Below are 12,500 nucleotides of genomic sequence, written 5' to 3'. Positions count from 1 at the left end.
GGGCAGCGGAGATCACCGAGGAGACGCTGGATCTCCAGTTCCACGACGCCACCGTCACGGTGCGGCGACACCGCCCGGAAGAAGAACCCGGTGCCTCCGGGACCGTTCCAGACGGCAGAGCCCCCGATGGGGAATCCCCGGACAGAAAGAACCCAACCAAAGGGNACTCAAAAAAGAAAACTCCCAACGAGAGAGTTCCAAACGAGAGAAGNCAAAACGATGAAGACCTTTGAAAAACGCCTTGAACGGCTTGAGGAGATCGCGGAAAAACTGCGGGACGGTACCACTCCTATCGACCAGGCCTCGACCCTCTTTGAGGAGGGCCTCACCTTGGCCCGCTCGCTGGAGGGGGAACTCCAGAAACTGGAACGACGAATCCAGGTACTGGTGAACAAGCCCGAGAGCTCCGACGATCCCCAGCCGCCTGTGCTGGAGCTCTTCCCCGAACTGGAGGCGCGGGCCGCCAGGGATCGGGAAGAACCGGGAGAGTCCTAATACCCCAGGGGGCTCAGATCNACCCGGGCTCCCGGGAGGATCCCCAGCTCCTGAAAGCGCCCCTGGTTCACTTCCAGGGCAAATTTCAGGGGGTGACGGGCCTGAACAGGTTCCAGCGAGAAGGGCTCCATGTGACGAATCTCGAGGATCACTCCCCGGGCGGAAATATAGGCGATCGAGAGAGGAAGCGGGGTGTTCTTCATCCAAAAGGCCCGGATCGCCGAATCGGGGAAGATGAANAGCATTCCCTCGTCNGGGCCGAGCTCCTCCCGGAACATGAGGCCCCGGGCGCGCTCCTCCTCGGTTCGGGCGAGTTCGACTTGAAAGNTGTGGCCTCCCACCTCCAGGGCCACCCGGTGNGGNTCACCGGAACTGCACGAGAGCAGGCTTCCCCAGAGGAGAAACCCGGCCTGGAGAAGGAGCAGGGCCCCCTTCCCGNGNCGTCTTTTCCCATTTTTTCTAGAAGGATTCAAGAAACTGCTCCCGTGACAGATCTTCCAGAGTCTCCCTGGNCCGCCTTTCCTGGCGCCGCTCCAGGAAGCGCTGCAGATCCAGATATCGTACAACCAGAGGCCGTTCGAGCTCGATCCGGGTGATCCCGTCCTCCCAGAAGGCTCGACGATTGTCCANGTCCCGGGGCTCGCCGTAGCGGGAACGAAGGCGTTCGAAGATCTGGAAATAATCAAGGAGCTGGGGGTTCGGGTAAAGCGTGATAATATAGAGTTCTTCCTGATGAAACTGGAAAAGCCCCCGTTCGAGATAGCGCCGCCCCCGGACATCGATCACGTACTCTCCGCTGGTCAAGCTCATCGATACATCGGGTTCGCCCCGATAGGAAAAGGAGAGGTCCTCTTTCAGCCGGTCCTGAATCGTCTCGAAGGGCAACCCCAGGAGCAGTTCCCGAAACCCTCTCTGGAGAGACTCCTGGGAGAAGGCCCGTGCCCCGACGGCGAGGAAGATCGGGAGAAATAGCACAAGGAGAAAGGGCCGGCATCGTCCTCCCAGGCTCGTCCTTTTTGTTATCCCTCTCATGGTCCTTTCTGTCATCGGCTCTTTATCATCGACGGTTTATCTTTTTCTGTTGATCCTCTGTNCATCATCTATATGCCGTCTATAATATAGAGNCTACATATAAAGATAGACCAGACTCAGGATCAGGAAGCCNCCCACCAGGGCGGNGAGAAAAAACCAGAACACCCAGGCAGGAGGCGACTTGGCCCCACCCCCCCGATGCTGCCAGGACGAAGCCCGGCGAGACCGGACCAGGGTCGCCCTGGCGAGGAGCGAGCCCTTGGGCCTCTGTTCCTTCTTTTCCGAACCTCCCCTGTCGCGCTCCTCCCCGGAGGGGCCGAGAAACCCGCAGAGAGGGCACCCCTGGGCAAAGTGATGCTGTTTGCCCCGATACCCGCACTGNGGACACTTGATGGCACGAAAAAGCGCCGCGCAGTGACGACAGAACGTATCGTCCTCGGCCACCTCCCGACCGCAGTTGCCACAAAAAAACTTCCGCGACGACGAGGCGGGGAGCCGTTTCGCCCCGGGACTCATGGCTGGCGCAGTCCCCGGGGAAGCGGAAGTTCAGCCAGATAGAACCGCTCCACCCGGGACGGCGTCCGATGGGAGGTAATCAGGGATATCTCCCGCAGCGGCTCGGTCTCCCCCCGGGTAGCCTGCTCCAGGGCCTGTCCCAGCAGGTCCCGGTCCAGCTGGATCTCCAGAAACCGGTTGTTCAGGGCGTACTGGCCCGCCCAACGCGGCGATTCGCCCCGGCGGCGATACACCACAGGACCGCTTCGGCCATCCACGAGCACCACCAGCTCCGCTTCCGGCGAGAGCCGGAAGTGGTACCCCGTATTGTCCAGGATTTGCTCCTCCGTCCGCAAGGCGAGAAACCAGGAGTCCCGGCCAACGTGGCTATAGACGTGGCGAACCATGGTTCCTCCCAGGCGCCAGAATCGGGCCGAGGCGATATCGTCGCTCCCCGCCAGAATTCTGGCCTGATCGATCCCTTCCTGATCATCTCTCTCCTGACCGGCATCCTCGCGGTCGGCCCCCTCCTGAAACGAGAGAGCCCGGCCGGAGCGCAACTCCACCTGAGGAGGAAGAAAAATCGACGAAAAGGATCTGATCGGGGAGATATCTTCCCAGTCATCGTCGAGGCCGTCGGGGAAGATCGCCTCGGGCCAGGCTGGAATATCCCAGGGGGAGAGGTGGAGACGCCGCCCCCCCGTGGTCTGAACCAGCTGGGAGCGGTCCACCCGCACCGGCAGTGACCCCGCCTCGAGGTCGATTCGGGCAACCCGGAAGGAGACCGCCGAGGAGTCGCCGGCAAAATATCCCAGAAGGACCCCGGGCTGANCGGAAACGGGAACCATCCCCTCGGGGGCAACCATCCGCAGGGAATCGCGGTGATCCCGCAGGAGAATCAGGATATCCTCCTCCAGGGAGAGGTCTTTTCCCTCCACAGCCTGGTGCGGCAGAAAAATGAAGCCGAAGAGNAGCCGTTCACCGTTTATCAAGGTCCGGCCTGATCCCGGCGCTCCTGAANAACCTGCCGGGGAAATCCCTGCAAAAGCTGTTCCGGCGGAGAGAAAAAGGAGAAGGAGAACCACACAGAAAATTGAGGAACACCACGAGAGGGTTCGAAGGATGGGCTGGATAATCCGTTTCATAGCTTATCTATCGGCCCCTTTGCNCCCGAGGTTCAGCGCAAGAACCACTCCGCCACCGCCCGGGCCACCCGTTCCCGGTCGGGACCATCGGTGATGACATGACCCGACTCTTCCAGTGTCAGGGTCTGCCGTTCCGATGCGGCGATCGATCTTTCGATCCGTCTGGCCACGGCGAGAGGAACCGTATCGTCCTGGGCCGAGACCACCGTGAGGGTAGGACAGGTAATCTTGCCGAGCGCCCTGCGCCCCAGCCTCACCAGACGGTAGAGCTCGGCGGTCTCCCGGGGCCACTGCCAGTTCCAGTACTCCCGGGCCAGGTATTCCCGCTCGGGGTCCTGATCGGGCTCTTTTTCGGGTTTTCGCAGGGGCGGAACGAGGTACCGCAGGAAGGGNGTCAGGGGCACGAGGGGGTTGGAAATATCCAGAGCCGGAGCGAGAAGCGCCGCCCGGGCCAGGGGGAAGCGGGACGCCAGAAGGGCCGAAAGGACCCCTCCCATGGAAAGGCCCGTCACCATGACCTGATCGTACCGGGAAGCCAGCTCCAGGTAGGCCTCCACCGAGGCGCGCCACCAGTCACCGCTGCCGGAGGCGCGGAAATCGCGATTGTTCGTCCCGTGCCCGGGAAGACGGGGGGCCAGGACAGAGAACCCCTCCTGGTGGAGATACTCCGCGAGAAACCGCATTTCCCCCACGTAGCCGGTAAACCCGTGAAGCACCAGAACCGCCCGGGTAGCCCCTTCCCGCTCGAGCCGGAGCGTACGGGCCCCCGGCAACACCCGTGTCTCGGCCGGGATCGCCGTTATTGATGATCGCACGGGGACAGTATTCACGAATCGGCCGGGCTGGACAAGGTTTCGGGGGCCTGCTCGATCACCAGGGTCTCCACCGTACCNGAGGAATCGATATCGACGAGGCGCAGCCCCGCTACCCTGGAGGCGACGGCAAAACCGGGCGTCTCCGGGTCCANCTGGATCCAGGTGGAGGGGACAGAATACTGGGTGATGTTCTCCTGGTGACGCTGATCATCGGTATGATAGTGGCCACAGAAGAGATGAAACCGGAGCAGCCCGGCAAAACCCTCGAGAAGCGAGACCAGCTCCCGCCCGTTGCGCAGGGGGTAATTGGTATCCATGAAACGGTTGAACCCTCCCAGGGGAGGATGGTGCATCCAGAGCAGGACCGTGCCGTCCTGCTCTCCCCGCCTGACCGCAGAAGCGGTGGAGGTAAGAAAGGAATCGAGCCAGGCCAGGGTCTCCCGGGAGATCTCCCCGTCGGCGCTGTCCAGCAGGATCATGGTACGACCGCCCGTCTCCACAACCCGGTCCAGCCGGGGCCAGTGAGGGTCCAGGGTGTAGCGCCTGCCAAAGGCCGTGGCGAAATACTCCCGCTTGTCGTGATTACCCGGCACCAGCAACACCTGGGCACCGGGAAAGACCAGCTCCGAGGCGATCTCCCGATAGAGCTCTTCCGATCCCTGGTCCAGGGCAAGATCACCCGTGATAACCACCAGATCGGGGTTAAGGTTCCGGGCCGTTTTNCGGGCCCAGAAGAAATGGTCCCACACGGGAACGCCCTGGGGCGTCCGATTCACAAGATCAAGGTGAAGATCAGAAATATGAACACATCGCACGTCCCTATTATGGATCATAGCGGGATTTCCCGCTACACTCCTGACCCGCATGAGCACCCTACTTTATCTCGATTCATGGCTCGCCGTGGTAGCCAAGGAGGCGGGCGAGCCCGTTCAGACCAGAGACACCCGGCAAAAGACGGTGGTGAGGGCCTTCCGGGACGCCCTGGGAGACCCCGGTCTTCAGCCGGTCCACCGGATCGACCAACCCGTGAGCGGAGCGGTGGTTCTCGCGAGAACCCCCGAATCCTTCAGGNGAATTCACAGTTCCCTNGCGGAGGGCGCGGTCCAGCGGCGGTATCTGGCCGTGGTTACCGCACCACCGACCCCGGCACAGGGTGTTCTGGAGGACTATCTGGTCCCGGGGGGCATGAAGGGGGGAGGCGGGGGAAATACCCGGGTTGTCCCTGCGGGCACCCCGGGGGGACGATTCTCGACGCNGCCGCGCAGGGCCTGGTAGGTCTCTTCCCGGGCCGCGTCAACCTCGACGATCACTGCCTCCAGCAGATTATGCCGGGCCAGCAGGGCCTCGCGGTTTTCCCTGGACCAGCCCGTACCGGAGGTTTCCAGATACACCCTNGCCCGGGGCACCCGTTCCAGCGCGTCAAGCAGCTCGGAAAAGCGGGGACAGAGTCCCGGCTCCCCGTAATACCCCAGGGATATCACCGCCTCGGGGGCAACGGTGGCGATCTCGTCCAGGATGGCCCCGAATGTCTCGGGGCTCATGTCCCGGTGCGCCTCTTCCGGAGACCCCTCGCGACNATCTTCGGTTGAANGAGCGCCGGGCACGGGAGGAAGAAAGAGGGGGGTCTGGGCCCTGCGCGTGGTAAGCTGGATCTGAATGTACCGGGGAAGGGTTCGTCCCAGAAGCCGATCTTCCGTAATACGCTGCAGGAGGGGATCGTCACCGTCGGGGAATCGCTCCCTGAAGGGATCCAGGACCTGCGGGGGCTCCCAGGGTTTTCCCAGCCCCTCTTCGGCCAGGGCGCGGCAGAGGAGATAATTGGCCCGNGAATCGACGGTGAGGGAGAGGCGCAGGAGCGCGTAGTCGTCGCAGGCGGCCTCGGTTTCGATATCAAAGGCGTTGATATCGAGNCTGATCGTGTCGAAGAGGACGGTGCGGCTCCAGGAGAGGTCCTTTCCCCCGGCCAGGGCGGCCAGAACGGGCAGGGTTTCCCGCCGGAGAATCTGGGGAGCGTAGCCCTGGGGAAACCCGTCGGCAAAGGTGTAATCGCACCAGGATCGGCTGTGGAGCTCCTGAAGATACCTGGTGAGGGCNGGAGAGAAGAAGGGCGCATCACCATCGACCCAGGTGAGGTGTCCCGCATCGCGGGGTAGCGCCCGGGAGATCGCCTCCAGGGAGGCCGCCGCAGAAAGATCCTCCAGGAAGAGCACCTGCCACGAGTCAGGAAAGACTGAACCGGCCCGCTGAGGGTCGGTCCAGTGGGGATCGTTCTGACGGGAGTCATTACCGGCGAAATCATTACCGGCGGGGAGAACAACCGTTACCGGAACTGTACCACGGGATATGCCGAGAAGACGCTCTATAACTTCCTGACGGGGAGTCTGCCCCCCCGGGAAGGCGAGATCAAGGTAGGGAGAGAGCTGTGAAAAGGCCAGAATGAGATGATCCATACCTCCCTACTGTATCGACAGGGGTTGAGCGTGTCATGAGGGTCAGATAAGCTCCGGTGATATGATCGACCCTATGATCGACCCCATACCCGGCCAGACCGGGGACGACCGGGGCTGGAGCTCCGTGCTGCAGGTCTCCCAACTGACAGCGGCGATCAAACGCATTCTGGAGGACCGTTTTCCCGAGGTGACGGTGGAGGGGGAAATATCGAACTTCCGCCCCGCCTCGTCGGGGCACTGGTATTTCTCCCTGAAGGACAACTCGGCNGTGATTCAATGCGCGCTCTTCCGCGGAGCGGCTAACCGGGTCGATTTTGATCCCNGCGATGGCGATCTGGTACGCGTGACCGCCTCGGTGAGCGTCTACCCTCCCCGGGGNTCGTATCAGTTGATCGTCCGGCGCATGAGCCGGGCGGGCCAGGGGCGAATTCTGGCTCTCCTGGAAGAGCGAAAGCGGAGCCTCGCCGCCCGGGGCCTCTTTGACCGCTCCCGACCTCTTCCCTACGCTCCGCGGACCCTGGCCGTGATAACNTCCCCGGGCGGGGCGGCAATACGGGATATTCTGCAGATTCTGCAGCGCCGGGGTGCGGGGGTGGATGTCAGGATTCTTCCTGCCGCTGTTCAGGGTGCCGCNGCGGGCGAGGAGATCGCGCGCATGGTGGGGTACGCGAACCGCCATCGCCTGGGAGAGGTGATTCTGGTCACCCGGGGGGGTGGCTCCCTGGAGGATCTGCTTCCCTTCAGCGAGGAAGCGGTGGTTCTGGCGATCGCCGCGAGCGAGATCCCCGTGATCTCCGCCGTGGGTCACGAGATCGATTGGGCGCTCTCCGATTTTGCCGCCGACTACCGGGCTCCCACACCCTCGGCGGCCGCCGAAGTGGTCTGTGCCGGTGAGGAGGAGATCCTGAATCGCCTGCGCGGGGCGGGAAGAAGTCTGGTCCGGGAGTATCTGGGTCGGCTGGACAGGCTCGGAAGCCGTCTCGAGCGGGTCTCCACGGAGGAGCTCCGCTACCGGTACCGCAACTACGTCCAGCCCTGGTACCAGCGGCTCGATTCAGCGCGGGAAAGCCTCCAGGGGTCGATAGAGAAACGCCTTGACGAGGCACGTCGACGTCTTGCGATCTGCCTCGAACGGGTGGAAAGCTCGTCTCCCTTCCTGCCCCTGGAACGGGGGTACGCGATCGTCCGGGGTCATTCCTCGGGAGCGATCACTACCNGGGCAGCGGAGATCACCGAGGAGACGCTGGATCTCCAGTTCCACGACGCCACCGTCACGGTGCGGCGACACCGCCCGGAAGAAGAACCCGGTGCCTCCGGGACCGTTCCAGACGGCAGAGCCCCCGATGGGGAATCCCCGGACAGAAAGAACCCAACCAAAGGGNCTGGATCCAGGTGGAGGGGACAGAATACTGGGTGATGTTCTCCTGGTGACGCTGATCATCGGTATGATAGTGGCCACAGAAGAGATGAAACCGGAGCAGCCCGGCAAAACCCTCGAGAAGCGAGACCAGCTCCCGCCCGTTGCGCAGGGGGTAATTGGTATCCATGAAACGGTTGAACCCTCCCAGGGGAGGATGGTGCATCCAGAGCAGGACCGTGCCGTCCTGCTCTCCCCGCCTGACCGCAGAAGCGGTGGAGGTAAGAAAGGAATCGAGCCAGGCCAGGGTCTCCCGGGAGATCTCCCCGTCGGCGCTGTCCAGCAGGATCATGGTACGACCGCCCGTCTCCACAACCCGGTCCAGCCGGGGCCAGTGAGGGTCCAGGGTGTAGCGCCTGCCAAAGGCCGTGGCGAAATACTCCCGCTTGTCGTGATTACCCGGCACCAGCAACACCTGGGCACCGGGAAAGACCAGCTCCGAGGCGATCTCCCGATAGAGCTCTTCCGATCCCTGGTCCAGGGCAAGATCACCCGTGATAACCACCAGATCGGGGTTAAGGTTCCGGGCCGTTTTTCGGGCCCAGAAGAAATGGTCCCACACGGGAACGCCCTGGGGCGTCCGATTCACAAGATCAAGGTGAAGATCAGAAATATGAACACATCGCACGTCCCTATTATGGATCATAGCGGGATTTCCCGCTACACTCCTGACCCGCATGAGCACCCTACTTTATCTCGATTCATGGCTCGCCGTGGTAGCCAAGGAGGCGGGCGAGCCCGTTCAGACCAGAGACACCCGGCAAAAGACGGTGGTGAGGGCCTTCCGGGACGCCCTGGGAGACCCCGGTCTTCAGCCGGTCCACCGGATCGACCAACCCGTGAGCGGAGCGGTGGTTCTCGCGAGAACCCCCGAATCCTTCAGGNGAATTCACAGTTCCCTNGCGGAGGGCGCGGTCCAGCGGCGGTATCTGGCCGTGGTTACCGCACCACCGACCCCGGCACAGGGTGTTCTGGAGGACTATCTGGTCCCGGGGGGCATGAAGGGGGGAGGCGGGGGAAATACCCGGGTTGTCCCTGCGGGCACCCCGGGGGGACGATTCTCGACGCTCCGCTACGAGACGATCGGGAGCACTCGCCACCATACGATTCTCCTGATNGAGCTCGGGACGGGACGCCAGCACCANATCCGGGCGCAACTCGCCCACCGGGGCTGGTTCATCCTGGGCGATGCCCGCTACGGGGCGCGACGGCCACTCAAGGACCGAAGCATCGCCCTGCACTCCTGGTACCTGGCGATGCCCCACCCCCTCTTTCCGGGGCAGGAGCTGATCTGTTCCGCCGATCTTCCGGCCCGAGGTATCTGGCAGGGGGTGAGCGAGGCGCTCAGTCTACCCCGGAAGAGTCTTCCCCAAGAAGGTCTTCCTGCCCGGGAGGGGCGGCCTGCTCAAGAGAGCCCTCCTTCCCGGGAGGATCGCCCTGCCCGAGAGCAACGGGCTTCCCGGGAAGGCGCTGATCAATCGCGTTAATAACCGAGAGCGCCAGGTGCGTGTCTATCCGCTGGAGGGATCCCAGGCGCTCCATAATTCGTNGGAACACGGCCCTGCCCGGGTCAAAGCCCAGGCGCAACAGGGTGGCCGAGGCCTTTCGCGAGAGCGCGTCCAGGGTCGGGGAGTCCGGTTCCTGCCGGGGCTGATGAACCTGGAAGCGCAACGGCGAGAGTTCGTAACAGTAGACCATAACCGCCTGGGAGAGGTTCAGCGAGGGATAGGAGGCGCGCATGGGGATCGCCGTTGTGACGTGGCAGCAGGCGAGCTCCCGGTTGGAGAGGCCGCTCTCCTCACGACCAAAAACGAGNGCGATCCGCTCCCCCCGCTTACCCTCGGAGAGCATCTCCCCAAGCTCCCTGGGCGGATAGTAATCCTCCCGGTTCCCCCGGCGTCGCGCCGTGGTGCCCACCACCAGATCACGATCGGCCACAGCTTCCTTCAGGGAGGGAAAGAGCCGGGCCGAATCGAGGACATCGGTTGAGCCGTGAGCAAAGGACTTGGCCTCGCTGGTCCGCACCGACGAGCGCAGGGGCTCCCGGCAATGGTCGGGGGGCACCACCACGCGCAGATCGGTAAAGCCCATGGTTTTCATGGCCCGAGCCGAGGCTCCCACGTTTCCACCCCGGGCGGGTTCGACCAGGACGATCGCGATATCGATCATGCCACGCCTCCGGCGGAAGCCGGGCCCCGGAAAAGAGCCCGTTCCGGTGCGTGATAGAAGAGAAGCGAACCGTTGGTCCCCGAGGGGAGCAGATCCTCAAAGAGGATGCGCACAACCCCGGCAGGAGGGAACTGCTCGATCCGGTTTCCGCACAAATGTTCCACGCTCTCGGTCACACCCGGATTATGGGCACAAATCCAGACGTGATCCCACTGGAGCAGGGCCGAATAGGCCACATCCCAAATGGTAGCAGCCTCGGCCAGGTAGAGGTCGGGATCGATCTCGGGCTCCAGAACGAGTCCGGGCCAGCCACCCAGAAGATGAGTCACCGTCTCCCGGGTCCGGAGGGCGTTGCTGGTATAGACCGCCTGGGGAGGAGGAGCCAGAGCGCGGAGCACCGCTCCCANGTGCCGGGCATCACCGATGCCCGCCTCCGAGAGAGGTCGGTCCCTGTCGGCCCGGGTCAGCCCTCCCCCGTGAGCCTCAGCGTGACGCAGGAGAGTCAAATATTTCATCCAGATCTTCCTTGTACGTTCCGGCCACAAGGGCCGTCATCTGCTCTACATCGACCACCGCCCCCGTCTCCCGGATCGAATGCATACCGAGAATGGGCACTCCCAGATCGACCCCGGGAATCGCCAAACGCGATGCCACGGCAGGACCGATGGTGGAACCGGCGGCGATATCGGAACGGTTCTGCAAATACTGCAGGGGGAGACCCGCCCGCCGGGCGACGCCGGCGATCCAGCTCGTCACGGGGAGCTCGCTGGCGTAACGGCGCACAGCACTCTTCTTGACCACGGGTCCACCCGTCAGCACCGGGGCGTACCCCTCGTCGTGCTTCTCCCGGTAGTTGGGGTGCCGGGCGTGGGCCGCATCGTTGGAGATCAGCACCGNTCTGGAGAGAACATCCTCCAGCGGAACATNACCCCCCGGAGCCAGGCGGCACAGACGACGCAGGAACTGCCCGGTCATGGCCCCGGCNGCACCGGTGGCGGTCACGCTCCCCACTTCTTCGTGGTCGTAGAAGATCGCAACCTGGGTCTGCGGGGCGGCCTGGACCCCCAACAGGGCCTGGAGCACGGAGAAACAGCCAGCCAGGTTATCGATCCGGGGCGCAAGCAGGAGCCCCTGGGGAGTAACCCGGGCCCCATCGGCGGGGACCAGCGTCAGCTCGGCGTCGCGCACCGCCCCGGGATCGATACCGGTACCGCTCAGAGCCAGGGCAAGAAACGCCGCTGCCGGATCCTGATCTTCCCGATCCTGACTGCTCGAATCCTCACCGCTCGAACTCCGCGAAGAAGGGTCCAGAAAGAGGGCTCGCAGGTGATCCTGCCGGTTGTAGACCGCGCCGTCGTTGATCTCCCGGTTCAAGTGAATCGCCAGATTGGGAATCACCCCCCTTACCGCCGGGAGCGATATCAGGGTCATCCCTCCCCGGCCCTCTCCCGCTCCGGGATCGTGACCGATACGNCCGGCCAGCGCCAGATCCCGGTCGAGCCACGTTGCGAGGATGGGCCCCCCGTAGACCTCCACGGGAACCTGCAGAAACCGGTCTGTCCGGCGCACCGAACGATGTTTCACGTGCAGCCCCGGGCTATCGGTATGGGCAGCGGCGATCACGACCCCGCCCCGGCGGAGCGGCTCTGTCCCGATCCGGCACGCCACAAGCGCACCCTCGCGCCTGACGTAGCGGGTATCACCCGGTTTCAGGGCAGCATCACCATCCAGAGGGGTAAACCCCGCCTGCTCCAGACGGTCGACCAGGGCACAGACGCTGTGCAGGCTGGTTACCCCCTGATCGATAAACCGGCAGAGTTCCCGGCTGAAGGCATCGCTCTCTTCTCTCACTGGTTCTTCTCTCCTTCGGTATCCTCGAAGTCCCTCCCCCGAGGATGGTCATGAAAAAAGGTCGTCTCGGGCTCCTCCACGGGACGCTCGGGCGGGCTCCCCCCGGGATCGTGAGAAACCCCGCCGGTGAAGGTGGTGAACTCCGTAAAGGAGACGGTCCCCCTCGCCGCAGCAGCAGCCAGGGAGCGCGAGATAACCCGTTTGAGCACCTCCCGCGAAGCGGGGACGAGCAGAAGCACCCCCCCAAGGTCGGTGAGGATTCCCGGCGTGAGCAGGACGATCCCGGCCACAAGAATACAGAGGCCGTCCACCATCTCCGATGCGNGAGACTCCCCCCGGGCAGCCTTCTGGCGAATTTTCTGGAGCACCGAAAAGCCCTGGGATCGGGCAAGGCGGGCCCCCACGATACCCGTGATGATTACCAGGGCTATCGTGGGAAGGCCTCCGATAGCGGTCCCGAGGCGAATCAACAGATAGAGCTCCACCACGGGCAGGACCGTAAAGAGCAGCAACAACCGGATAAACATATCTCGTTTCCCTCCTGGGGTTCAGAGGATTCAGAGGATTCAGACCCCTCCCGGGATTCAGGATACCAGACCGGTGAGGCAGCTCCAACCCCCGCAGGGCCCAC

Annotated in this window: 12 protein-coding genes and 2 pseudogenes; 4 read left to right on the top strand and 10 right to left on the bottom strand. The window is 63.5% G+C overall.

Translation table 11 applies throughout. The features are described 5' to 3' along the window. The first annotated feature begins 219 nt into the window (after positions 1-219). The gene (xseB, locus tag B071_RS0100765; protein WP_018525191.1) at positions 220-495 is read left to right on the top strand and encodes an exodeoxyribonuclease VII small subunit; all 276 of its coding nucleotides are present in this window, start codon (positions 220-222) and stop codon (positions 493-495) included. Here the strand turns inward: xseB and B071_RS20550 are convergent. The 5 genes from B071_RS20550 to B071_RS0100735 form a co-directional block, all read right to left on the bottom strand. Further along, positions 492-836, bottom strand: coding sequence for a DUF192 domain-containing protein (locus tag B071_RS20550; protein WP_245534023.1), 345 nt, complete (start codon positions 834-836; stop codon positions 492-494). The genes xseB and B071_RS20550 overlap by 4 nt on opposite strands. Positions 837-954: 118 nt before the next feature. Then, a complete protein-coding gene (locus B071_RS20545) occupies positions 955-1,527 on the bottom strand; it encodes a hypothetical protein (protein WP_018525189.1) in 573 nt (190 codons plus the stop codon). Between the two features lie 93 nt (positions 1,528-1,620). Further along, the gene (locus B071_RS20225; protein ID WP_051075233.1) at positions 1,621-2,043 is read right to left on the bottom strand and encodes a zinc-ribbon domain-containing protein; all 423 of its coding nucleotides are present in this window, start codon (positions 2,041-2,043) and stop codon (positions 1,621-1,623) included. A 1,156-nt stretch (positions 2,044-3,199) separates the two neighbouring features. Further along, entirely contained in the window at positions 3,200-3,943 is a 744-nt protein-coding gene (locus tag B071_RS15085; RefSeq protein ID WP_103681322.1) for an alpha/beta hydrolase, read from the bottom strand. A gap of 50 nt (positions 3,944-3,993) precedes the next feature. Further along, complete coding sequence (locus tag B071_RS0100735) at positions 3,994-4,815, bottom strand: metallophosphoesterase family protein (RefSeq protein WP_018525185.1); 822 nt, start codon at positions 4,813-4,815, stop codon at positions 3,994-3,996. 31 nt (positions 4,816-4,846) lie between these two features. Between B071_RS0100735 and B071_RS18835 the strand changes: the two genes are divergently transcribed. Then, a complete protein-coding gene (locus B071_RS18835) occupies positions 4,847-5,257 on the top strand; it encodes a pseudouridine synthase (RefSeq protein WP_083914263.1) in 411 nt (136 codons plus the stop codon). Positions 5,258-6,493: 1,236 nt separating this feature from the next. Next, positions 6,494-7,654: pseudogene (xseA, locus tag B071_RS0100725) on the top strand (exodeoxyribonuclease VII large subunit); the annotation flags it as partial. A 49-nt stretch (positions 7,655-7,703) separates the two neighbouring features. Here the strand turns inward: xseA and B071_RS20005 are convergent. Beyond that, positions 7,704-8,495: a metallophosphoesterase family protein gene (locus tag B071_RS20005; RefSeq protein WP_026244870.1), complete on the bottom strand. Its 792-nt coding sequence runs from the start codon at positions 8,493-8,495 to the stop codon at positions 7,704-7,706. Positions 8,496-8,526: 31 nt separating this feature from the next. On the opposite strand from B071_RS20005, the pseudogene B071_RS20000 reads away from it, so the two are divergent. Continuing rightward, positions 8,527-9,003 (top strand): annotated as a pseudogene (locus tag B071_RS20000) (pseudouridine synthase); the annotation flags it as partial. Between the two features lie 190 nt (positions 9,004-9,193). Here B071_RS20000 and B071_RS15080 read toward each other — a convergent pair. From B071_RS15080 to B071_RS18820, 4 genes are all read right to left on the bottom strand, one after another. Then, positions 9,194-10,018: a tRNA/rRNA methyltransferase gene (locus B071_RS15080; RefSeq protein ID WP_018525181.1), complete on the bottom strand. Its 825-nt coding sequence runs from the start codon at positions 10,016-10,018 to the stop codon at positions 9,194-9,196. Next, positions 10,015-10,533, bottom strand: a complete 519-nt coding sequence (locus tag B071_RS18065) for a SixA phosphatase family protein (protein WP_083914254.1) — start codon at positions 10,531-10,533, stop codon at positions 10,015-10,017. The genes B071_RS15080 and B071_RS18065 overlap by 4 nt, the downstream gene beginning before the upstream one ends. Continuing rightward, positions 10,502-11,869, bottom strand: coding sequence for a M18 family aminopeptidase (locus B071_RS0100700; protein WP_018525179.1), 1,368 nt, complete (start codon positions 11,867-11,869; stop codon positions 10,502-10,504). The genes B071_RS18065 and B071_RS0100700 overlap by 32 nt, the downstream gene beginning before the upstream one ends. Then, positions 11,866-12,396 (bottom strand): FxsA family protein, encoded by a 531-nt coding sequence (locus tag B071_RS18820; RefSeq protein WP_018525178.1) that lies wholly within the window; start codon positions 12,394-12,396, stop codon positions 11,866-11,868. The genes B071_RS0100700 and B071_RS18820 overlap by 4 nt, the downstream gene beginning before the upstream one ends. Between the last annotated feature and the right edge of the window lie 104 nt (positions 12,397-12,500).

Origin of the sequence: Alkalispirochaeta alkalica DSM 8900 (assembly GCF_000373545.1) — a bacterium.
GTDB classification, from domain to species: domain Bacteria; phylum Spirochaetota; class Spirochaetia; order DSM-27196; family Alkalispirochaetaceae; genus Alkalispirochaeta; species Alkalispirochaeta alkalica.
This window is presented reverse-complemented; position numbering and strand designations above follow the sequence as displayed.